This window comes from Streptomyces sp. NPDC087901 (genome assembly GCF_044742205.1).
In the GTDB taxonomy this organism is placed as follows: Bacteria; Actinomycetota; Actinomycetes; order Streptomycetales; family Streptomycetaceae; genus Streptomyces.
This window is the reverse complement of the sequence record NZ_JBIUUC010000011.1, coordinates 186,055-207,952: the sequence shown is the minus strand read 5'-3', so window position 1 is coordinate 207,952 and position 21,898 is coordinate 186,055. Positions and strand designations below refer to the sequence as shown.

15 protein-coding genes and 2 pseudogenes are annotated in these 21,898 nt (G+C 69.6%); 12 read left to right on the top strand and 5 right to left on the bottom strand.

Annotation, left to right across the window (positions count from 1 at the left end; genetic code table 11):
* The first annotated feature begins 308 nt into the window (after positions 1 to 308).
* Together ACIOEW_RS29505 and ACIOEW_RS29500 are read left to right on the top strand one after the other, a co-directional pair.
* Positions 309 to 1,562: a tryptophan dimethylallyltransferase family protein gene (locus ACIOEW_RS29505; RefSeq protein WP_401967320.1), complete on the top strand. Its 1,254-nt coding sequence runs from the start codon at positions 309 to 311 to the stop codon at positions 1,560 to 1,562.
* Positions 1,535 to 2,908 carry a tryptophanase gene (locus ACIOEW_RS29500; RefSeq protein WP_362554414.1) on the top strand — a complete coding sequence of 458 codons (1,374 nt, stop codon included), beginning with the start codon at positions 1,535 to 1,537 and terminating at the stop codon, positions 2,906 to 2,908. Before ACIOEW_RS29505 ends, ACIOEW_RS29500 begins: the two co-directional genes overlap by 28 nt.
* A gap of 1,067 nt (positions 2,909 to 3,975) precedes the next feature.
* On the opposite strand, the gene ACIOEW_RS29495 is transcribed toward ACIOEW_RS29500, so the two are convergent.
* The 3 genes from ACIOEW_RS29495 to ACIOEW_RS29485 form a co-directional block, all read right to left on the bottom strand.
* Positions 3,976 to 4,326, bottom strand: a complete 351-nt coding sequence (locus ACIOEW_RS29495) for a hypothetical protein (protein WP_401967318.1) — start codon at positions 4,324 to 4,326, stop codon at positions 3,976 to 3,978.
* Positions 4,327 to 4,772: 446 nt separating this feature from the next.
* On the bottom strand, positions 4,773 to 6,224 hold the full coding sequence (locus ACIOEW_RS29490) for an amidase (protein ID WP_401967315.1): 1,452 nt from the start codon (positions 6,222 to 6,224) through the stop codon (positions 4,773 to 4,775).
* Between the two features lie 156 nt (positions 6,225 to 6,380).
* Entirely contained in the window at positions 6,381 to 7,445 is a 1,065-nt protein-coding gene (locus tag ACIOEW_RS29485) for an Lrp/AsnC family transcriptional regulator (RefSeq protein WP_401967314.1), read from the bottom strand.
* A 111-nt stretch (positions 7,446 to 7,556) separates the two neighbouring features.
* Here ACIOEW_RS29485 and ACIOEW_RS29480 point away from each other — a divergent pair, with 111 nt between their 5' ends.
* The 8 genes from ACIOEW_RS29480 (at position 7,557) to ACIOEW_RS29445 (ending at position 17,315) form a co-directional block, all read left to right on the top strand.
* On the top strand, positions 7,557 to 9,125 hold the full coding sequence (locus tag ACIOEW_RS29480) for an ABC transporter substrate-binding protein (RefSeq protein ID WP_401967311.1): 1,569 nt from the start codon (positions 7,557 to 7,559) through the stop codon (positions 9,123 to 9,125).
* Positions 9,125 to 10,120, top strand: coding sequence for an ABC transporter permease (locus ACIOEW_RS29475; RefSeq protein ID WP_362557374.1), 996 nt, complete (start codon positions 9,125 to 9,127; stop codon positions 10,118 to 10,120). Before ACIOEW_RS29480 ends, ACIOEW_RS29475 begins: the two co-directional genes overlap by 1 nt.
* Complete coding sequence (locus ACIOEW_RS29470; protein WP_401967308.1) at positions 10,120 to 11,958, top strand: dipeptide/oligopeptide/nickel ABC transporter permease/ATP-binding protein; 1,839 nt, start codon at positions 10,120 to 10,122, stop codon at positions 11,956 to 11,958. Before ACIOEW_RS29475 ends, ACIOEW_RS29470 begins: the two co-directional genes overlap by 1 nt.
* Positions 11,955 to 12,746 (top strand): ATP-binding cassette domain-containing protein, encoded by a 792-nt coding sequence (locus ACIOEW_RS29465; RefSeq protein ID WP_362557377.1) that lies wholly within the window; start codon positions 11,955 to 11,957, stop codon positions 12,744 to 12,746. The genes ACIOEW_RS29470 and ACIOEW_RS29465 overlap by 4 nt, the downstream gene beginning before the upstream one ends.
* A complete protein-coding gene (locus tag ACIOEW_RS29460) occupies positions 12,743 to 13,984 on the top strand; it encodes an amidohydrolase (protein WP_401967305.1) in 1,242 nt (413 codons plus the stop codon). The genes ACIOEW_RS29465 and ACIOEW_RS29460 overlap by 4 nt, the downstream gene beginning before the upstream one ends.
* 95 nt (positions 13,985 to 14,079) lie before the next feature.
* Positions 14,080 to 15,042: an alpha/beta hydrolase gene (locus tag ACIOEW_RS29455; protein WP_401967303.1), complete on the top strand. Its 963-nt coding sequence runs from the start codon at positions 14,080 to 14,082 to the stop codon at positions 15,040 to 15,042.
* Entirely contained in the window at positions 15,039 to 16,253 is a 1,215-nt protein-coding gene (locus ACIOEW_RS29450; protein ID WP_362557381.1) for a serine aminopeptidase domain-containing protein, read from the top strand. Before ACIOEW_RS29455 ends, ACIOEW_RS29450 begins: the two co-directional genes overlap by 4 nt.
* A gap of 232 nt (positions 16,254 to 16,485) precedes the next feature.
* Positions 16,486 to 17,315 (top strand): IS5 family transposase gene (locus ACIOEW_RS29445; protein ID WP_401967431.1). Its coding sequence is split into 2 segments (ribosomal slippage): positions 16,486 to 16,827 and positions 16,830 to 17,315, totalling 828 coding nucleotides; the frame shifts between segments, so codons are not numbered across the junction.
* 10 nt (positions 17,316 to 17,325) lie between these two features.
* On the opposite strand, the gene ACIOEW_RS29440 is transcribed toward ACIOEW_RS29445, so the two are convergent.
* Positions 17,326 to 17,652: a hypothetical protein gene (locus tag ACIOEW_RS29440; RefSeq protein WP_401967300.1), complete on the bottom strand. Its 327-nt coding sequence runs from the start codon at positions 17,650 to 17,652 to the stop codon at positions 17,326 to 17,328.
* A 374-nt stretch (positions 17,653 to 18,026) separates the two neighbouring features.
* Between ACIOEW_RS29440 and ACIOEW_RS29435 the strand changes: the two are divergent.
* Positions 18,027 to 18,431: pseudogene (locus ACIOEW_RS29435) on the top strand (ATP-dependent helicase); the annotation flags it as partial.
* A gap of 1,005 nt (positions 18,432 to 19,436) precedes the next feature.
* Here the strand turns inward: ACIOEW_RS29435 and ACIOEW_RS29430 are convergent.
* Positions 19,437 to 19,752, bottom strand: a pseudogene (locus tag ACIOEW_RS29430) (MerR family transcriptional regulator).
* 801 nt (positions 19,753 to 20,553) lie between these two features.
* On the opposite strand from ACIOEW_RS29430, the gene ACIOEW_RS29425 reads away from it, so the two are divergent.
* Positions 20,554 to 20,970 (top strand): ATP-binding protein, encoded by a 417-nt coding sequence (locus ACIOEW_RS29425; protein WP_362557255.1) that lies wholly within the window; start codon positions 20,554 to 20,556, stop codon positions 20,968 to 20,970.
* Positions 20,971 to 21,898 lie beyond the last annotated feature (928 nt).

Genomic DNA, 21,898 nt, shown 5'->3' with positions numbered 1-21,898 from the left:
CTGCATGAAAGATCAACTTCCTGGGTAGGACGGCGCGGAGTGTCTGGAGTGACACAAGATGAAGGAGAGCCAGTGGACCTCGCAAGCATCTCCGCGCCCCCATCCGCAAGCGCCCGACCGGGCCCACGGCGCACCACCCCCAGCAGACGGAACCCGTGCGGGGGCGGCGACCCCGACCAGACGCAGGACCGAATACCCGCTGCTCCCGGCAGCGGATTGGCCCTCGCCCCCTCCCTTGTCGGCGGAGCACGTCCCCGTACTCCCGCACCGTCCAGACGCGTTACGCGCCACGACGTGCGAGGCGCACGATGACCTCCCGCCCGGGCCCCGGCGTACCGGCAACCAGCCCCGGTGAGACGACGCTCGGCGACCACGTACTCGGTCAACTGCGGCGCCTGGGCGCCACGGTGGGCCTGAGCGAGGCGGACACCGAGCTGTACGGACAGGTCCTGATCGACTCCCTCGCAGGCGCCGCCCACCGGCCGCTGTGCCTGCCGCCGGCCTCGCCCACCTTCCTCTCCGATGACCACACCCCCGTCGAGTTCTCCCTCGCCGGCGCTCCGGACGCCGCCCCGGCCCTGCGAGTGCTCGTGGAGCCCGGGTGGGCCCACAGCGACATGGTCGACAGCGGCCGCGCCGGGCTTGCGGTCATCCGCGCAATGGGCGCCCGCTGGGGCTTCGCCACCGACCAACTCGACGCCCTCGCTGACCTGTTCTTCCCCGCTGCAGCCCAGGGCCCCCTGGCCCTGTGGTACGCGCTCGATCTGCGCGCCGGAGGGGTCCCCGGGGTCAAGGTCTACCTGAACCCCTCCGCCTCCGGCCCGGAAAGCGCGGCCCGCACCGTGCGCGAGGCACTGCGGCGGCTCGGCTACGGCCAGGCATTCGAGCAACTGCCTCCGGGGGCCGGCTATCCGTTCCTCGCTCTGGACCTGGGCGCCTGGACGTCCCCCCGCGTCAAGGTCTACGTGAGACACCCGCGCATGTCAGCCGATGACGCCTGCGCGCTCAGCCGTACCTCCGGAGCCACAGCGGCCGACATCCGCTACTTCTTCCACGCGGCCGCGGGCTCCCTCGCGCCGTCCGAGCGCGGCGGAAACGACACCCTGCGACTGGTGCGGCGGCCGGCGCTCACCTGCCACTCCTTCACCGAAGGCGACAGCAACCCGAGCGGCTTCACGCTCCACATTCCCGTTCGCGACTACGTGCGCGATGACGAAGAGGCCCTCGCCCGCGCCACAGCCCTGCTGACCCGGGCCGGCATGGACCCCACCGTCCTGAACCGAAGTCTGGGAGCGCTCACACAGCGAACCCTCGCCGACGGCATGGGGCTGATCGCCTACCTGGCCCTGGTGTACGAGCGCAACCGGCCGCCCCGGCTCACCGCCTACCTGAGTTCCGAGGCCTACCGCGTCCGGCCGCCGCAGGAGCAGTACCCGCGGGGCACCTGGATGCCTGCGCGCACCCAGAGTGTCCTGGACCTCGGGCACCAGGCCGTCGGCCACGTCAGCCCGCACACCACACAGAAGGAAGTCACGTGGAGCCCTACCGCATCAAGGTCGTAGAACCTCTTGCTTTCACCACCCGGGAGGAGCGCGAGGCCGCGCTGAAGCGGGTCGCCTACAACCCCTTCGATCTGCGGGCCGACGAAGTCACCATCGACCTGTTGAGCGACTCCGGGACCGGTGCCATCTCCGCAGACCAGCTCGCCGCAGGGATGCAGGGCGACGAGTCCTACGCCGGCAGCCGCTCCTTCTACCGGTGGCACGAGGTCGTCTCCGAACTCACCGGCTACCCCCACATCCTGCCGGCCCACCAAGGCCGCGCGGCCGAGCGCATCCTCTTCTCCTCGCTGCTGCGGCCTGGCATGAGTGTGCTGTCCAACACGCACTTCGACACCACGCGCGCCAACGTCGAACTGACTGGCTGTACGGCGTACGACCTGCCCTGCGCCGAGGCGAAGGACCTCGACAACGACTTTCCGTTCAAGGGCAACATCGACCTGATCGCCCTCGAACAGGCCCTGGAGAACGCGGACCGGACGCCCGTTGGGGCAGTGCTGATGACCATCACCAACAACGGTGGCGGGGGCCAGCCGGTCAGCATGGAAAACCTGCACCGCACCGCCGAACTGTGCCGCCGTCACAACGTTCCGATGATCCTCGACGCGGCCCGGTTCGCGGAGAACGCCTGGCTGGTGACCCAGCGCGAACCCGGCTACGCCGACCGCACCCCGCGCCAGGTCGCCGAGGAAGCGTTCCGCCTCGCCGACGCCTGCGTCATGAGCGCGAAGAAGGACGGGATCGTCCACATCGGCGGCTTCATCGGCCTGAAGGACGCCGAACTCGCCGAGCGGTGCGGGGGTCTGCTCATCGCCACCGAAGGATTCACCACCTACGGCGGTCTGTCCGGACGTGACCTCGACATGATGGCCCGCGGCCTCCTCGAAGTGACCGAGCCGGCCTACCTCGCCGAGCGTGCCGACATAGCCGCCCATCTCGCCGCACGCATCCGCGAGGCCGGCGTCGACATCGTGGAACCCGCCGGTCTGCACGCCCTCTACGTCAACGCCGGGCGCCTCCTGCCCCACATCCCCCCGCACCAGTACCCCGGCACCGCACTCGTCTGCGAGCTCTACCTGCGCGGAGGCATCCGCTCGGCGGAGCTGGGATCGCTGTACCTCGGTGAAGAGGACGAGCACGGCAACCCTGTCAAGACGGCGCCCTACGAACTTGTACGGCTGGCTCTCCCCCGACGGGTCTACACCCGCAGCCACTACGACCACGTTGCCGCCACCCTGGCAGATATCGCGAAGAATCCTGAATCGGTCCGTGGCTACCGGGTTACGGGCCAGTCCCCGATCCTCCGACACTTCAGCATCAAGCTGGAGCCCGTGAAGTCCGGCGACTGATCAGCACTCTTCGTTCGTTACGACGCGAGCCCAGCCATCAAGATCCTGAAGCAGTGCAGATCTTTCGGCTGTACCGGTCCAGCGACAGTGCGGCGGCCACGGGAAGGCCCCACCCTGGTGATGGGAGGGGCCTTCTTCCACCGGGCCGCCGTGAAAAATCCGAAGTCTATGTCGGCGGGACATGCTGGGGCCCATGGGAGCCCCAGAACAGCATGACAGCGACGAGAACGCGGAGCTGAAGAACGCCGAACCCGCGACCGTTGGCGGTGCACGGCAGTTCAGCGATCCGCTCAGCCCTGTGCAGGTGGCAGAACGTCGCGGTGGAGGATCCGCCCTCCAATGCACTGGGCCTCGAGAAGTTCTCCTCCTATACGGGGAGAACACGGCCGCCCACTGGAGCCCTTACGGACCCCACTTGACCGCAATTCACGCTATACCCGACGAGCCTTCACTAAGCATGAGCAGAGGCAGAACTCTGACAGCCACCACCCGACACACCGTCACCTGAAGAAACGCTCGCCTGATTACCCGTCAGGACGCGCGGCAAGATATCGCCCGTGACGCCCACGCCGCACATCAACACACGGGCAAAAACGGCAGGTCAGAAGCCCTTCGCCGCCGGCTCCAGAATCGCCACGCACTCCACGTGATGCGTCATCGGAAACACGTCACCGACAGTCGAAGCGGGAGGAGCTGCAGGTCAGATGGGTTTCCTCGGCTCTGTAGGCGGGCTGCCTGGGCTCGGAGCGTCAAATGAGCGTCACGGCCGGTGCGCACGAATTTCAGCCTGCACCACCTGGCAGTCCGCCGCCTGCGGCCAGGGCCCGCCACAGCTGGGCCACATCGACCCGAGCCCCGGCTGGCGCATCGTAAAGCCCTCTGTGCCGCCAGCGGTGATCGCAAACAGCGACCGGACCGGTCATCGCCGCAGCGCCTCAGGCGGTCACCATTTCGCTTCCGGCCTCGAGCCCCCAACGCTCCTGCGGCCCTTCCGCAAGGAGCCGAACCCGCACCGGGGTTAACCTGCCGCTACGGCGACACGGGGCCGCTGCCGAATCGGCCGACCGTCACCGACTCCCGTAGTCCTCGACCAGTCCGCCGGTCAAAGCGAGGAGCGCGTCAGCCCGGTGCCGGTCCTCACGCTGGTCGCGCAGCCTGCGGTCAGGCTGGCGCAAGTCGGACACGGCGGCCGGATCACGGCGCCGCACCGCGTCCAGCCACGGCGTGGTGACGAGGTCCATGCACGTGGTGAACAGGACCCGGGTCGACGGGGCGGGAGGGGCCGGGTCGGGGGCGGCGAACCCGGTGGTCACGTACCGGACCGGGTCAGTCAGGCTCCACCCGACGACGGCACTGTCCTGAACAAGAAGTGCCACGTCCGGGGCGATACCGACGCGAGCCACCAGCGGCTCGTCCAAGACATCGAGGTCACGAAGACAGGTCAGTACGGCATCCTCTGGGGCACGGCAGAGCTCGGTGGTCACCTCCAAGCGGAAGTCCCGGACCTCTGCGGCGCGAAGACCTCCCGGGTGCCTCTGCGTCGCTGGCCCGTCCGGGACCGGACCTTTCAAGGGTTTTCCGGTTGGGTGTGAAGCCGTTGGGCTGGTGCCTGACCGGGTATTCCCGCGCGGGCGGGGACGTCTGAGCGCTTGCCTGGCGGCAACCGTCGTGTTGCCGCCTGATGTTCAGCCCCGTCAGGGCCGGTCGGCGATCGTGGGCGGAGCTTGTTCTCACCGCGTTCAGGTGGGGCAGCTGTCGAGATATCGCCTCCGCCCCCTGAGGCAACACTCGCTGGGGCTGTTCGCCGCACCCGGTGCGGCTCAGCTGTCACCGCAGCTGTCCCGCCGAGGAATTCCTGCTGTGGTTACGACAGTTGGTCTTCGATCTGCGCGTACGACCAGGGTCGGAGGGTCTCCAGGGCCTTGCCGACGCGGAAGACGGCGGGGTCGTCGTAGGGGTGGCCGACGATCTGGAGGCCGGTGGGGATTCCCCAGTTCGACATGCCGGAGGGGACGTTGAGGACGGGGCACCGGTTGTTGATGTTGAAGGGGGTGGTCATGGCGCTCCACAGGGTGTCGGCCACCTCCTCGCCGTTCACCATGACCTTGTCGCCCGCGAGGTCGTCGCCCGCGTGCCAGCCGGGGATGGCGGTGGTGGGGCAGATCATGGCGTCGAATCCGTCCATGGCGGTGGCGAGCCCTCGTTGCAGCTGGTGTTCGGCGCGCAGGGAGTCGAGGTAGCTGACCTGGGTGCGGGCGTGGGTCATGATGTCGGCGAAGGCGACCGCGTACGGGCTCAGCAGGTCGCGGTGGGTCTCGGCGGCCTCGATGACGAGGGCGCCGAAGATCGTGGAGAAGTGGCCGGCGACCGCGGTCAGCAGGTCGAGGTGGGTCCAGGGGAGGGTGATCTCCTCCACATGCGCGCCGGCGTCGGCGAGGGCCTGGGCGGCGGCGCGGGTGTTGGCCTCGATCTCTGGGTGGACGTCGTACTCGCCGAGGCGGACGCACAGGGCGATCCGCATGCCAGTGACGTCCACGTACGAGGTCGGCAGGGTCAGCTTTGGGCGGATCGAGGTGTGGTCGCGGGGGTCTGGGCCGGCCAGGACGTTCTGGAGGGCGATGACGTCGTCGACCGTGCGGGCCATGGGGCCGTCGCCGCGGTAGTGGTCGGCCGTGAGCACGCCGAGGCCGGGGTTGCGGCCGTAGGGGGCCTTGAAGCCGACGGTTCCGGTGAACGCGGCCGGGATGCGGGTGGAGCCGCCGATGTCGGAGGCCGAGGCGAGCAGGGTCGTGCCGGCGGCGAGGGAAGCGCCCGCGCCGCCGGAGGAACCGCCGGGCGAGAAGTCGGGGTTCCAGGGGTTGCGGGTGACGCCCCACATGCGGGAGTGGGTGTAGGTGGCGAGGGAGAACTCCGGGGTGGTGGTGCGGGCGTGGATGATGCCGCCCACGTCGAGGATGCGGTCGACGACGGGGGCGTTCTCGGTGGCGACCTGGCCCTTCCTGGCGAGGGAGCCCTCGGTCAGCGTGCGGCCCAGGATGGCGTGCTTCTCCTTGGCCGCGACCGGGATGCCCTCCAGGGGGCGGGGGGTGAGACCGTTCTTGCCGAGGTAGCGGTCCTCGGCGTGCCGGGCCTGCTCCAGGGCCTCGTCGAAGAGGCGCTCGGTAAAGGCGTTGATCCGCGGTTCGATCTTCTCGGCGCGTTCGGTGACGGCCCGCATCAGCTCGACGGGGGACACCTCACGGCGGGTGAAGAGCCGGAGGGCCTCGGTGGCGCTGAGGTGGACAAGGTCGTCGCCGGCGGGCGGGTTGCTGGGCATGGAGGTGTCCCTCTCGGTCTTGGGCTAGGCCGGCCGTCCGTCCGTCCGGCGGTGGTGCCTCAGCCTCGGGTACCCGTCCCACCCGTCTCCCTGATTGCACGGATCCGCCATGACCAGAGGATTTGCGCTGGAAACCGCAGACAGCTCGGGAGGGGGTCAGGCGATCGTGTGCCACAGATCGATCGGGACGCAGCCGGTGCTGCGGCCGTCGTCTCCGAGCAGGCGGCCCATGCGTTTGGCCCAGTGCAGGGTGACCGTGCGGTTCAGCACTCGCAGCGAGGGGATCCGCGCGGCGGCCTGGGCCTCGTAGCGTGCGAGGTCGTCCAGGGCGTGCAGCCACGCGACGCTCAACAGGTTGGCCTCGGAGGACACCGACGCCGCCATGCGGGTGTCCCGCAGCCGGGTCAACTGCTCTCCGGCTGTCGCGAGTTGCGCGGGTGGCACGGACATCCAGAGGGTCGCCGAACTGCGCCATCCCGCGTACAGGTGGGCAGTGTCGCAGCGCAGCACCGCTCTGCCGCCGTGGAGCAGCGAGTGCAGCAGCCGTCGCACCGTCGACTCGGGGCGGTCCAACTCGGCGGCGATCGAAGCGACGGAGCGGCGGCCGTCCTCGGCGAGGGCGAGCAGCAGGGCGCGGTCCTCGGGGCTGAGGATCGCGGCGGCGGTGTGGGCGGCGCTGTCCTCGGTCTCCGCCAGGTCGCGCCGCTGGTCGCGTGAGAGCGAGTCCATGCGCCACTCGCTTCCGTCCTGGTGCAGGCGCTGTACCAGGTGGGTGCGGGTGGCGGTCACCGCCTCGTCGCGGCCAAGAGCGAGGACGTATGCGGTCATCAACGGCTTCGTCGCCGTGGCCACCGTCAGGAGCAGGTCGCACGATCCCGCCACCAGTTCCACGCTCGTCGCCTGCGGGTGCTGGGCGAGCCGCCAGGCCAGGGCTTCCCGGGCCTGGGGTACGCACGACACTTCGATCAAGGCGAGAGCGCCGTACGTCACTTGGGAGGGAGCCGCGTGGCAGGTGATCCACGCCTCGCCGGAGGCGCGCAGCCGGGCCCAGCGTCGTGAGAGCGTCGCCGCGTCCACTCCGAGCGGGCGCGCCAGCTGCGCCCAGGGGGCGCGGGGCGCCATCTGCAGGGCGTTGACGAGTGCGAGATCGAGTTCATCGAGTGTTCCCCGAGCCGGGGTGTCGACCGTGACCGGGCCAACAAAGCTTGCGGATTCGCGCATGTGATCACCATCCCTGTGCGGATTCTTGCAATTTCAGGATGGGAGAGAAAGTGGCCTGTTCTGTATCCCGCATCACACCGCAGCACCGCCCTCAGCCCTGGGAAGTCCTCCATGCACCGTTCGCGGTTCCTCGCCGGCGCCATCACGGTCGCCGCTACGTCCCTCCTGGCCTCCGCCTGCACCACCGGCTCCGTCGGCGGTCCTTCGTCGAGCGGAAACGCGAGTGGGGGCACCGTCAAGGTCGGGCTCACCTCCGATGTCACCTCGTTCGACCCGGCGAAGGGCGCGAGCGCGTCGGACTACGCGATGACGTCGCTGCTGTACCAGCCGCTGATCGGCCAGGACGACGGAGGCACCTTCGTCGCGGGTCTGGCCGAGAACTGGACGTCCACCCCGAAGAAGACGACCCTGACCCTGAAGAAGCGCCTGACCTGCTCCGACGGCTCCCCGCTGACCGCCTCGCAGGTTGTCGCCTCCCTCAAGCGCTACCGGGCGACCTCGGCCGGCGCCCTGCTCACCTTCGGCGCCACGAACACCGGCGAGAAGACCAGGATCACGGGCGACGACGCGGCCCGGACCGTCACCATCACCACCGTCTCTCCGTGGGGTGAGGTCCTCAGCGGCCTGTCCAGCACCGGCGCCGGGATCATCTGCCAGGCGGGTCTCGGCGCGGGGGCCGCCGCGCTCGCCCAGGGCGCCGTCAAGGGCGCGGCCTCCGGCCCGTACGAGATGGCGACGGCGCGGCGCGGAGCATCGTACGAACTGCGGCTGCGCAAGGGCTTCGACGCGTACCCGCGCTACGCCTCGATGCCCGCCGGGAAGCCGGCCGACACGCTGCGGATCCAGATCGCGAAGAACGAGTCGACCCTGGCCAACCAGTTGCAGACCGGCGCCCTCGACCTGGCCCCCCTCACCGGCACGGACACCGCACGGTTCACCGGCAAGACCGCGTACACGATCAGGTCGACGCCGTTCATCCGTAACTACATCGCCTTCAACCAGCGCCCCGGGCACCCGGGCGCCGACCCCAAGGTCCGCAAAGCGGTCGCGCAGGCCGTCAGCGCCTCCGCTTTCAACAAGGTCTTCGGCGGCGCCGGTCAGACGATGACCTCGTACGTGGACGAGAAGGCCGCCTGCGTCTCCACCGACAGCAAACTGCTGACCACGACCGACCCGGCCGTGGCGAAGAAGACCCTCACGGGGGTGTCCCTCAAGCTGGAGGGGACCAACGGCGTCGCCGGCGGCGCCGGCAACTCCTACGTCGCCGAGGCCCTGCGCGCCGCCGGTGCCGAGGTGAAGCTCACCAATTCCGACAACGCCACCTGGGCCACCGACGTCACCGCGAACCAGGGCGACTGGGACGTCACCGTCTTCCCGCTGATCAGCGGGACTCTCGCGCGCGGCGGCAGCTACTTCCTGGGTCCCGAGCCGTCCAAGGGCGGCCAGAACTACGGCGCGGTGAAGAACGCGGCGTACGCGGAGAACTACGTCGCGGCGACGTCCACCACCAATCAGGGCGCCAAGTGCGCCGCCTGGCAGAAGGCCCAGGAGGTGCTGCTCAAGGCGAACGACGTGATCCCGCTCGCCACGGTGAACGTTCACTACATCGCCCGCAAGGGAATCTCGTTCGCGATGCCGGGCGGTCTCCTGACCCTCGCCACGCTCCGGGTCACCGGCTGATGGCGGCGACACTGACCGGCAAGCCGGCTGCGGGCGCCGGGCGCACGACGGCGCTCGGCCCCTGGGGAACCTTTCTTGTCCGACGTCTTGTCGGGCTCGTGGCCGTCGCCGTCACGCTCGTCGTCGGCACGTTCCTGATGGTGCAGCTCATCCCCGGCGATCCGGCGCGTGTGGTCGCGGGCGCCGACGCGACGCCCGCCGACGTGGAGCTGGCCCGCCACGAACTGGGCCTGGACCGGCCGCTGTTGGCGCAGTTCGGCACGTATGCGAGCGGTCTGCTGCGCGGCGACCTGGGCACGGCCTTCCAGACGAAGGAGCCCGTCGCCGAGATCATCGGCAGCCGCCTGCCGTTCACCGCCGAGATCGCGTTCCTCTCTGTCCTGGTGGTGCTGGTGCTCGCCGTGCCGATCGGGCTCGCCGTCGCCGCACGCGGCAGGCGGCGCACCGACGGGGCGTTCACCTTCGTGACCGGTCTGGTCGGCGCCACACCCGAGTACATCATCGGCACGCTCCTCGTCCTCGGCTTCGCCATCAGACTGGGCTGGCTCCCGGCGGCGGGCGCCGAGACGGTGACGTCGATGGTGCTTCCCGTCGCCGCGCTGGTCCTGCCCGGGACCTGCGTCATGGCCCGCATCGTGCGCACCGAGGCCGGACACGTCCTCGCCCAGGACTACATGCGCACCGCGCGCGGACGCCGCCTGCCCGCGGTGCGCCTGTACACCCGCCACGCCCTGCCCAATCTGCTCACCGCCACGCTCACCCTCGGCGGGCTGATCCTCGCGGGGCTGCTCGGCGGCACGGTCGTCGTCGAGTCGGTCTTCGCCTGGCCGGGCATCGGCCAGCGGGTCGTCGAGGCGCTCCTCGTCCGCGACTACCCCGTGGTCCAGGGCTGTGTCCTGGTCCTCGGCCTGCTCGCCGCCGTGCTCAACCTGCTCGTCGACGTCGTCCTCGCGCTGCTCGACCCGCGCACCCTGGCCGGAAAGGGAGGCCGCTGATGCGACGTATACGTTGGAACACGCCCCTGGTGGTGGCCCTCAGCGGCCTCGGACTGATCGCCCTCCTCGGCATCGTCGCCCCCTTCCTCTGGCAGGAGGAGGCGACCGGGCTGAGCGGCGCCGCCCGCGCGCATGGAAGTGGCGAGCACTGGCTCGGCACCGACGCCCTCGGCCGTGACGTGCTGGCCCGCACATTGGTCGCCACCCGCCTGACCCTGGAGATGGCTCTCGCGGCGACCGCGATCGCCTCGGTGGCGGGCATCCTGCTCGGTACCGTCGTCTGGGTGTCGGGCCGTAGGGTGCGCGAGCTGGGGCTGCGCCTGATCGACGTGATGATCTGCTACCCGGCGCTCCTGCTGGCGATGGTGATTGCCACGGTCCTCGGGACGGGGCCCACCGCCTCGATCCTCGCGATCGGCCTGGGCGGCGCACCCGCGTTCGCCCGTCTGACCGCGAACATGGCGGCCTCGGTCGCCCAGCGCGACTTCGTGACGCAGGCCCGCCTGATGGGCGTGCCGCCTCACCGCCTGCTCGCCCGCCACCTGCTGCCCAACATCTCCGGGCCGCTGCTCGTGCTGCTTTCGGTGGCCTTCGCGAACGTGCTCGTCGCGCTGTCCGGCCTGTCCTTCCTGGGGGTCGGCGTGCAGTCGCCGGACTACGACTGGGGGTCGCTTCTCAACTCCGGCCTGGAGTCGCTCTACACCAATCCGGCAGAGGCGATCGGCCCGGTGGTGGCCATCACGCTCACCGGTGTCCTCGGAGGCTTCGTCGGCGACGGCCTCGCCACGGCACTCGACCCCCGCGGCGGTGGCACGAAAGCCAGGACGAGGCACCCAGCCCCGGTGCCCCCGAGATCACTCCGGGCACCCGTGGATGCCCTGCTGAAGGTGGACGGCCTCGTCGTCGCCCTGCCCGACGGGACCCGCCTCGTCGACGACGTCTCCTTCCACGTCATGCCCGGCGAGATCGTCGGCCTCGTGGGAGAGTCCGGTTCCGGCAAGTCGTTGACGGCGATGAGCGTGGCTCGACTCCTGCCCGAGGGGCTGTCCGCGCACGCGGCGGAACTGACCCTGAACGACCTCGACCTGGCGGGCCCCGATGCCGACCCCGGACGACTGGCCATCGAGATCGGCATCGTGTACCAGGACCCGTCGGCCTCCTTCAACCCGGCCCTGAAGATGGGCGGTCAGCTGACCGAGACACTCCGCGTGCACCAGGGAGTGGGCAGAGCGGAGTCACACAGGCGCGCCGTCGAGGCGCTGGAGCAGGTACGGATCGAGAACCCGGTCCGGGTCGTGAAGCAGTACCCGCACGAACTGTCCGGCGGCATGCGGCAGCGCGCGATGATCGCCGCAGCCGTCCTGCCCGGACCACGGCTGATCGTCGCCGACGAACCGACCACCGCCCTCGACGTGACCGTCCAGGCCGACGTCCTCGACCTCCTGAAGGACATCAACCGCACGCACGGCACGAGCATGCTCTTCATCTCCCACGACATCGGCGTGATCGGCACGGTCTGCCACCGGGTCGTGGTGATGTACGCGGGCCGCGTTGTCGAGGAGCTGTCCACGGCCGACCTGCGGGCCGGACGCGCCCGACACCCCTACACCAAGGCGCTGTTGGCGGCGAGCCCGCGGCTTCAGGACACGGGCACCGAGGAACGCGCACTGCTCGCCACGATCCCGGGCCGTCCACCGGCGCCCGCCGACCGGCCGGCCGGCTGCGCGTTCGCCGACCGCTGCCCGGTGGTGCTCGACGGCCTCTGCGCGACCGAACGGCCACACCTCATCGACGCCGTCGCCTGCCATGCCGTACGCCAGGAGGTGCAGCCCGTATGACCACGTCCCCTTACAAGCTGGTCGTCGAGGATCTGACCGTCGCTTTCGGGCACGGTCGGCGCGCCCGCGAAGTGCTGCACGGCGTGTCCACCGGCGTCCGGGCCGGCCAGACGCTCGGCCTGGTCGGCGAGTCCGGATCCGGCAAGTCGACGATCGCCAAGGTGATCGTCGGCATTCACCCGGTCCGGACAGGCCGCATCACCCTCGACGGAGAAGACCTCACCGGCCTCAAGGGGAGGGACCTCACCGCGGTGCGCCGCCGCGTACAACTCGTCTCCCAGGACCCCTACGCATCGCTCAACCCGCGCATGACCATCGGTGAGGCCATCGCCGAAGCCGTCGACCCCGTGCGGGCCGACGCGAGGAAGCATGCGGCGACGGTCGAACGGTGGCTGGAGACCGTCGCCCTGGACGGCTCGGCAGCCGGCAAGTACCCCCACGAGTTCTCCGGCGGCCAGCGCCAGCGCATCGCCGTGGCCCGGGCCCTCGCCGTGGAACCCGAGGTAGTGATTGCCGACGAGATCACCTCGGCACTGGACGCCTCCGTGCAGGCCGAGGTCCTCAACCTCCTTGAAGAGCTGAGGCGTTCACTGTCCCTGACGATGGTGTTCATCTCCCACGACCTTGCCGTCGTCCGCCACGTCAGCGACGAGGTCGCTGTTCTGCGCCAGGGCGAACTGGTGGAGCAGGGGCCGGTGCGGGACGTGTACGGCGCGCCCCGACACCCCTACACGCGCCGCCTGCTGGCGAGCGTGCCGACATTCGAGGAGAAGGAGGTTCGCGCATGAGCGAGCCGACCACCGTCGCCCGCCTCACCCGGGAGATCACCGCCGACCTGGAGCCCGCCGCGCTGAAGGACTTCTACCAGGACCTGCACCGCCACCCCGAACTCGCCTTCCAGGAACACCGCACCGCGGCGAAGCTCGCAGCCCGCCTGCGCGTGGCGAGCTACGACGTGACCGAAGGCGTCGGCGGCACCGGTGTGGTCGGCGTCCTCGCGAACGGCGACGGTCCCGTCGTCTGGCTGCGCGGCGACATGGATGCCCTGCCGGTTCAGGAGGCCACCGGCCTGGGGTACGCCTCCACCGTCGACGGCGTCATGCACGCCTGCGGCCACGACCTGCACGTCACCTGGCTCGCCGGAGCCGCCGAGTCGCTGGCCGCCGCCCGCGACACCTGGTCCGGAACTCTCGTCGTCATCGGCCAGCCGGCCGAGGAGTCCGGCGGCGGCGCCTCGGCCATGCTCGCCGACGGGCTGCACACCCGCTTCCCCCGCCCCGACGTCCTACTCGGCCAGCACGTCACGCCCGGCCTCGCCGGGTTCTACCCCCATACCCCCGGCCTGACCATGTCGGCCACCGACGACATCGACATCGTCGTGCACGGCGTCGGAGGCCACGGCTCACGCCCCGAATCGACGATCGATCCGATCGTGACGGCCGCCTACATCGTCACCCGCCTGCAGACCGTGGTCTCGCGTGAGGTCGCGGCGGCGCACTCGGTGGTATTGACGGTGGGACAGTTCCACGCCGGTACGAAACACAACATCATCCCCGCCGACGCCCGGCTCTCCCTGAACCTGCGCACCCAGGACGCGAACGTACGCCAGCGGGTCCTCGGAGCCGTCCGCCGCATCGTCGAGGGCGAGTGCCGGACCGCCGACTGCCCGGTGCCGCCCAAGGTCACGCTCCGGCCCGGCTACCCGAACACCGTCAACGACACCGCACTCGACGGGCAGATCGCGGCCGTGCACCGCGAACTCTTCGGCGCCGACACCGTGTTCGACTTCGGCCCGGCGATGGGCAGCGAGGACTTCTCCCTACTGGCACCCGACGGCGTCCCGTACGACTACTGGTACGTCACCTCCACCCCGGCCGACGTGTGGGAGGCGGCCCCCGGCACAGACCTGGCCGAGAAGATCGGCAAGGTGCCGGGCAACCACAGCCCGCTGTTCGCCCCTGACCCGTCGGTACTCGAGCCGGGTGTCCGGACACTGGTGTCGGCGGCGCTGAGCCGCCTGGTGTGAGTGGACCGACGCAGGTGCCTACCCGGTCCCACCGTGGGACCTGACCCACACCGCCCGACACGATCACACGAGTACTGAGGGAAGGGAGGATCGGCATGGCGACGGCCGGGCCCAGCTGGCAGGCCAGAGCGTTCGGCACGATCCTGCGGCTGCGGGGAGGCAAGAAGGTGCTAGCGTCCGCGGACCACACGCGCGCCCGCGTCGCCCAGCGTGCGCTGCGCCCCGCTCCGTACGCGCCGCCGAAATCGCTTGAGCGCGGGACCGCCCTCACGGCCGACCTCAAGGGCGACTGGCCCTTGTACGACATCGGCCCGACCACCGAAGCCGCGAGTCGGCGGGTGCTGTACCTGCACGGCGGCTGCTACCTCCTCGAGATCCTCCCCGCCCACTGGCGATTCGTCGCCCAGCTCGCCCGCCGCGCCTCGGCGCGGGTCACCGTGCCGATCTACCCCCTGGCCCCGCGCCGCCACGCCTCCGACCTGGTTCCCGCTACTGCAGACCTCCTTGCCCGCGTGATCGAGGAGGCCGGGGCGGACAACATGATCCTCATGGGTGACTCGGCGGGCGGCGGCCTGGCACTCGCCACCGCCCAATACTTGCGCGACCACCACGGCCTGCAGCCCGCCCGTACCGTCCTCATCTCGCCCTGGCTCGACGTGACGACGAACCACCCCGACCAGGTGGCCATCGAACCCCTCGACCCGATGCTCGCCCGCCCCGGACTCGTCGAAGCCGGACGCCTCTACGCCGGCGGGCTCGACCCGGCCGACCCCCTGGTCAGCCCACTGCACGGAACCATGCAGGGCCTCGCCCCGCTCACCGTCCTGTGCGGCACCCACGACATCCTCGTCACCGACAGCCGCGCTCTGACCGACAAGGCCCGAGCGGCCGGAGTCCCGGTCGACTACCACGAAGCCGCCGCCATGCCGCATGTCTTCCCCCTCATGCCCACCCCCGAAGGCCGCACCGCCCGCGCTCTCGTCATCGACGCCTGCCGTGTTCCGGCGCGGACCGTACTCTCGCGCCTGCCGCACCCCGACGAACCATGGCGACGATGAACAGAAACCACGTTCCAGCGGTTCCCGAGCAGCACGCCGCCCCCACCGATACCGCCCGGCGTCCGGCGGCCCCCCGGTCCCGTCTGCGCCGGCGCCTGCTGACCGGACTCGCGTGCGTGCTCGCGATCGCCGTCGCCCTCGGGGTGGGCTCGCTGTGGCTCATCACGGGCAAGTTCGTACAGCCCATCGACGACACCCCGTTGAACACCCACGTCATCTCGGCGGGCCGAGGAACGGTGACCCTGCCCGCCACTGATGAGAGCCGACAGGCCGGCGTCTACGGCCTGATCTGGAAGGACGACTCCACCGGCGAGCGCCGACAGGGCACCCTCGGACCGATCGTCCGGGCCGACGCCGACACGGTGACCCGCGAGCTCACCCACGACGGCACCCCACCCGTCGCGGACGCCGAAGCGAAGATCTCCGTGACCGTGTGGGCCGCCGACCCGAGGCGTGCACTGGGCCTCGACCACCGGGACGTCACCTACCCCACCGAGTACGGCCCGATGCCGGCCTGGTTCCTCCCCGGCACCAAGAGCACCTGGGTCATCCAGGTCCACGGCCTCGGGGCCGGCCGCAGCGCGGGACTTCGTACCCTGCCCCAGCTCCACGCACTGGGCTACCCCGTCCTCGACATCACCTACCGCAACGATCCCGCCTCCCCGCACGACGCCGACGGGAACCGACAGTTCGGCGACAGCGAGTGGCGCGATCTGGAAGCCGCCGTCCGCCATGCCCGCGCTCAAGGAGCCGCCGACGTGGTGCTCTACGGCTTCTCGATGGGAGGCGGCATCGTCGAGACCTATCTGCACCGCGCCACCGACACCAGTGCGGTCCGATCCGTCATTCTCGATTCTCCCGCACTCGACTACCGCGCCGCCATCGACACGATTGCGAGCGACCTCGGCCTGCCGACTGCCGTCGGCGGCATCACCGCCGCCTTCGTGGAACTCCGATCCGGAGCCGACCTCGACGCCGTCGACGCCCTGTCCGCGAATCGCCGGGCCGGCGGACCCCGGCAGCCCGTGCTCCTCTTTCACGGCACCGGCGACCGCATCGTTCCCCACTCCACCAGCGTCGCCTTCGCGCGCGACTGGCCGGACAAGATCACCCTCGTGACCGTCGAGGGCGCGAGCCACACGGGCGCCTGGAACGCCGATCCAGACACCTATGACAAGCACCTCGCCGCGTTCCTCGCACGAACCGCGTGACGACACGGCGAGGTTCGGGTCAGGCGGCGGCCAGGAGGGCGGGCAGGTAGGCGCCTGCCTGCCCGGCCGCATTGGGGTGGAAGGACTGTCCCGCTCGCTGCCCCGCCTGCGGTCACCCAAAGCGTCTAACCAGCGCCACAGGCTGGGAAACAGGTCGATTCGACGGCTGCATTCGGGAGGGCCGCTAGGCAGTGTCTTCAAATGCTCTGGTGTGGTGAATCATGGGGTTGTGATAGGACGTCATGAACTGACCGATGTGGAGTGGGATTTCGTCCAGCCGCTGCTGCCGGTGTCATTGCGGGGGCGGAAGCGTCTGGACGACCGTAGGGTCCTGAACGGGATCGTGTGGAAGTTCCGCACCGGGACAGCCTGGCGGGACGTGCCCGAGCGATATGGGCCGTGGGCCACGCTCCATACCCGTTTCCGCAGGTGGGCGATCGACGGCACGTTCGACCGGATGCTCCGGGCCGCCCAGGCGAAGGCGGACGCGGCGGGCGACATTGACTGGCTGGTGTCGGTCGACTCCACGATCGTCCGCGCCCACCAGCACGCCGCCGGGGCACGAAAAGGGGGCGCCGCGACCCGGCCCTCGGCCGGTCCAGAGGCGGCCTGACCAGCAAGATCCACCTGGGCTGCGACGGCCGGGGCCGTCCGCTCGCATTCGTCGTGACGGGCGGCAACACCAACGACTGCACCCAGTTCACCGCCGTGATGGAAGCGATCCGGGTGCCTCGCATCGGACCGGGACGGCCTCGCAACCGGCCGGATCACGTCCTGGGCGATAAGGGATACAGCTCAATGGCGATCCGCACCTGGCTCCGCCAGCGGGGCGTCGCCCACACGATTCCCGAGCGGCTCGACCAGGTCCGCAACCGGGCCCGGCGAGGCAGCCGCGGAGGCCGCCCGCCGACCTTCGACCGTGAGGTCTACAAGCACCGCAACATCGTGGAACGGTGCTTCAACCGCCTCAAGCAGTGGCGAGGCATCGCCACCCGCTACGACAAGACCGCCGAGTCCTACAAAGCAGCCGTCGCCCTCGCCTCACTCCTGATGTGGGCGTGACAGCGCCACCCTAGAAGGGTGGCTCCAGGGAGTACCCGTCCTCGCGGAGAGGGACGGATTCGGTCTTTGCTTCGGCGGCTCGCTGTTTGGCGGCCCGCTGCTCTGCCGCTGTGGGGTGGGCGGCTATGGCCTCGGCCGCCTGCCCCTGCTGGACCAGGAGCTCGAACAGTTCCTGACGTGCCTCGATCGTGCCGAGGTCCCGCAGTTCAGCGGCGGCGGCAGCGAGGTGGCCGGCGGTTCTGAGGAGGCCAGCCCTGACGATGCCAGGGTCGGTCCACGGATCCGGGTGGGCTTCGACCACGGCGATCGCTTCCTCGGCACGGCCGAGATCGGTCAATGGCCTCGTCGACGCGTCCTGCCTTGGCGAGCAGCTCGGCGAAGTCACGGCACACGATCTGTGAGGCGCGGCCCTCCTCATCCCGGCGGACTAGATCCAGCGCCTCATCCGTCCGGCCCGCCCGCAGCAAGATTTCCGCCTTCGCCAACAGGGCTGTCCGCCACCCGGTCGCGACGAACGGCTCCATCACCTTCAGCGCCCGCACGAACTCACCCGACCGGCATAGCTCCTCCACCGCGCCCTTCGCGCAGAACCACTCGCCGCGCTCCTCTGCCGCCCGGATCACCAGGTCCAGGTGACCGTGCTCCAGCAGGAGATCCACTTTCCGGGAGGGAAGACCGCCGTAGTTGCTCGCCTGCCATACAAGCTCATGGCGTGAAACCGAGGGGCCACACATCGTTCATCCTGCTGGGACGCTTGTGGCCCGGAAGGGTAACGACGTTCGTTGGTGGACGTGGGCCGGATACCGCGCCAACGCGACGCTGGGCGCAACCTTGTCATCGATCGCCGATCCGGTTCAGCGCCCGACGGACTGCTATCTGCGGCTGCGGGAGGATCTGTCACACGTCATGTGGCGCTCCGCGCTCGAGGCCGCCGAGGCAGCTCCGGTGATGGTCCTTCCGGACGTCGACCCGCGCGCAGTCCACGGGCTGAAGTTCTCGGCAGCGCTCCCTCTGCGGCTGGCCACCGCCACGGTGGCCGCGAGACTCGCCGACTTCGACGGCGCACGTGCCGTTCTGGCGGAACCGAAACGGTTGTACGTCACAACGCCCGGATAGCCGTCGCCTCTACTCCGGAGCCGCGGTCCGGCTGCCCGCAGCACACCTTTCGCTCGATCAACCAGCGGTGTTACGGATAACGGAGCGGGGCTCACTGTGAGATCTAGCCTGGCAGGCCAGTATGTCCCCTACACAGCGCGCCAAGGGACAAGTTGTGAGCGCCATCCACCAGGCACCGAGCCCGTAGCGTCGGATGGCAGCTCGCCACCCACATGCACACAGATCTCTCGCTCGACGCACTGAAGATGGAATTGTGGCGGCGGGGAATCAAGAAGGGCTCGGGACTGATTCATCACAGCACCACGGCTCGCAATACGTGTCCATCCGCTACGACGAGCGGCTGCTGAACACCGGCGCGACCGCCTCCGTCGGCTCCGTCGCCGACAGCTAGAGGCGATCGCCGCACACGATGCCACCACAGCCCGAGAGCTCACCGCGGCACACATCAAGCTTTCGCGCGACCAGGCGGTCGCCGCGATCCTGGACAGCGAAGCACTCCGCACCGTCGACCTGGCAATCCTGGGCCAGACCTCCAGCCTCAGCGACGGTGAGTCCCGGATGCGAACCGCTTGACCGTCGTTCCTCTCGGGACGGCCCGAATTTCACCGGGAGCAGCGGGCATTATTCCCGGGGCAGCACACCCGGGAACCGCGGGAGGTCCAAGAGTGCCTGTGACCTCGAACAGCAGGTGTACGTTCGCGCTCTGCGGGCCGGCCACCAGGGCACCCCGCCCTGTCGTACTTCCACTGACCGGTAAGGCACCGAATCCACCCGACGCAACGCCGATCACGGCTCTGACCTGATCGAAGCCCCCCCACGGTCGGGCAGCAAGCCGCACCGCCGGAGCTTGCGGACGCTCGATGAGTCACTCTTGATCAGGATCATCCCAGCACCGAACAGTCCCGGCCGACGCACAGTTGGACGCATCGCTGCTGGGGGCATGTGGAACCTGCGAGACCGAAACTGCATCCCGTCGGCCGGACGGGCACGATCTCGTGGACTGCTCTATTCGCCGGCCCGGTGATGCTCGGAATTGATGCGCTGCGCTTCTTCCAGCTGGTCCTCAAGGATGACGATGCGGCAGGCGGCCTCGACGGGGGTGCCCTGGTCGGCAAGTTCGCGGGCACGGGCGACGATGCACAGTTGGTAGCGGGAGTAGCGGCGGTGGCCGCCTGCGGCGCGCAGCGGGGTGATCAGGCGGGCTTCGCCGATGGCGCGGAGGAAACTCTGGGTGGTATTGAGCATCTCGGCGGCCCGGCCCATGGTGTAGGCGGGGTAGTCGTCATCGTCGAGACGGCCGAAAAGAGTCGTCTACTGTCATCTGTACCTTCCTGTGGAACACGTCGGAGGGGCCCTGGTGCCATTGGCACCAGGGCCCCGAAGGAACTGCTACACCATCAGCCGGCCGTGATCGGCTACGCCGGCTCTGTGTTTCCGCATACCTGCCGGGAAGAGGTCCGGGGGTTGCGGGGATCGCGGTTGCTTGACCGGAGACCACCTCACTATCGATGCCCTGCGGTACCCGGGCCCAACAATTCCGCCCGGGCGATCCTGATGGCGCTCAACTCCTCCGTTCTTCCCTCTGGGGATCACTTACTTGCTCGTCTCGCATACTGCGGGTGATGCGTACTACTCGGTGACCTTTCGCAGCGCCACCGCTCCGGCAGCCAGCCCCGTCGCCCGTCCTGCACCTGCTCTGGCTTAGAACCCCACTGCCGAACTTCCCGGCACGCGCGCCACGGTCTGACGCCTTTGCCGAGGTACCACTACCGGCAGCCCCTGCTTGTTACGGGCCGCCCGGTCCGGGGTCAGTTCCGTCGCCGTCCTCAACAACCTTGGCTTCGGAACTCCACCACCGTACCGACCTGAGCTCACTTGTACTCCCCGGCAGTTCATCCCTGCCGGGCCTGCTCGACCTCTTGGCTACGGACAAGACACTAACCCCGGCAGCACCCGAATGTCTACTCCCGCCGTGGCAGTTTTTCTATGGAAACCGCCAGTGAAGTTCTGGGGTACACACAGCTGGGAGTCTGCACCGGAGTACGTCCTCCGAGTGTGAGCGCTACCGGAGACGGGCAGACGGGTCTGCACGGCACAACCGACCCAGTTGGGGTGTACGCGCATGAGCAGTACGAAGATCACCATCTCCCAGACGCCTCCCATGCCGGCCACGGTCCGGGGCGACAGCGCAGCCGGCATCAGTCAGGCCCGCCAGGCCGTCCGCGCCTTCGCCGACCGCCTCACCCCAGCACCCTGTCCGGACATGGCAGACACCTGCGTCCTGGTGGTCTCCGAGCTCGTCACCAATGCCCTGCGCCACGGCGGCGGCACCTTCACTCTCCGCCTGAACGCCCACCCCGACGCCATCGAGATCGCCGTCGACGACACCAGCCCACGGCTGCCGCGCATGCGCACCCCCGACCTGACCGGCGCCGGCGGCGGCTTCGGCTGGCCCATGGTCAACCACCTCGCCCGCACCACCGCGATCACACGCCGGACAGCCGGCGGCAAAACCGTCACGGCCTTCCTCCCCCGCTGACACCGCCACAGGCAGCGAAACCCCGCCCCTCAGAGAGAGGGGCAAATTACCAACAGGCCAGCCGGACACCAGGTCAAGAGATGCCCGGCAACGATGCCTGCCGTGCTCATGCGGGGCACCCCCATCTGGCTCAGGGGTGCGGGGAGAGGCAGCAGTCGTCGACTTCGGGCACGGTCGGCCGGCCCACCCTCGGTAGTGAACCGTGGAGCAGCTTTGATCTTCTCCCCGGGACGGTGCGCCCTTCACCGCCTGCGCCGCGGAATCGGGCAGTGACGGCGCAGCCGGGATCAGCACGCTCCTGCCCGTACGTCCACACACCGCTCACAGACCCATCTACTCCCCCGGGCGACCTTGAGCCGGCGCCCTCATCCGCTCGTGTCATGCGGCTGCCTCCCCGGTACCTGCCCGACAACCATGGAGGGCGGATCACCCCGAGCGGGGTCCTTACAGGACGGACAGTCCCTCGGCGCCCAGGCGCCCACGGAGTGAGAGAGGGCCGCTCCGGCAACCAGGCTGAGCCGGGAATTGATGGCCTGCCTGGCCACCAGCCCCTTCCCTCGCCGGCCCCCACGTGCGGTGCGGCCAAGCGCCCGAGCAAGAACATCCTGCGCTCGAGCTGGGCGCACCTGGCTGTTGGCGATCGCCGCCCACCACGGCCCCGTCTCAAGCCCAGATCCAGGCCACCCTCCGCCCCGTACCCGCCCCGCCCCGCCCCGCCGCCTCTACCATTCCGCGCCCCTGCCGTCGTTCGGAACCCTCAGCGCCTCTGCTGGGCGCCTGGATACGAGGTGGGTGCGCACGGCCCGGCTGATACCGAGCTGTTCCCGTGCGCGGGAGCGGTGGGGGAGATCGAGCACCCGGCCAGCCTGGCCGTCGGACATCCCGGTGGCCGACGGAACACCGGTTCTACGCCAGAGCGACTGACCCA

What these genes read in the sequence shown, in the direction of transcription:
- ACIOEW_RS29505 (WP_401967320.1), top strand. Translation starts at nt 309, where the DNA reads ATGACCTCCCGCCCGGGCCCCGGCGTACCGGCAACCAGCCCCGGTGAG.
- ACIOEW_RS29490 (WP_401967315.1), bottom strand. Translation starts at nt 6,224, where the DNA reads ATGCCCAGCAACCCGCCCGCCGGCGACGACCTTGTCCACCTCAGCGCC.
- ACIOEW_RS29485 (WP_401967314.1), bottom strand. Translation starts at nt 7,445, where the DNA reads ATGCGCGAATCCGCAAGCTTTGTTGGCCCGGTCACGGTCGACACCCCG.
- ACIOEW_RS29480 (WP_401967311.1), top strand. Translation starts at nt 7,557, where the DNA reads ATGCACCGTTCGCGGTTCCTCGCCGGCGCCATCACGGTCGCCGCTACG.
- ACIOEW_RS29475 (WP_362557374.1), top strand. Translation starts at nt 9,125, where the DNA reads ATGGCGGCGACACTGACCGGCAAGCCGGCTGCGGGCGCCGGGCGCACG.
- ACIOEW_RS29470 (WP_401967308.1), top strand. Translation starts at nt 10,120, where the DNA reads ATGCGACGTATACGTTGGAACACGCCCCTGGTGGTGGCCCTCAGCGGC.
- ACIOEW_RS29465 (WP_362557377.1), top strand. Translation starts at nt 11,955, where the DNA reads ATGACCACGTCCCCTTACAAGCTGGTCGTCGAGGATCTGACCGTCGCT.
- ACIOEW_RS29460 (WP_401967305.1), top strand. Translation starts at nt 12,743, where the DNA reads ATGAGCGAGCCGACCACCGTCGCCCGCCTCACCCGGGAGATCACCGCC.
- ACIOEW_RS29455 (WP_401967303.1), top strand. Translation starts at nt 14,080, where the DNA reads ATGGCGACGGCCGGGCCCAGCTGGCAGGCCAGAGCGTTCGGCACGATC.
- ACIOEW_RS29450 (WP_362557381.1), top strand. Translation starts at nt 15,039, where the DNA reads ATGAACAGAAACCACGTTCCAGCGGTTCCCGAGCAGCACGCCGCCCCC.
- ACIOEW_RS29425 (WP_362557255.1), top strand. Translation starts at nt 20,554, where the DNA reads ATGAGCAGTACGAAGATCACCATCTCCCAGACGCCTCCCATGCCGGCC.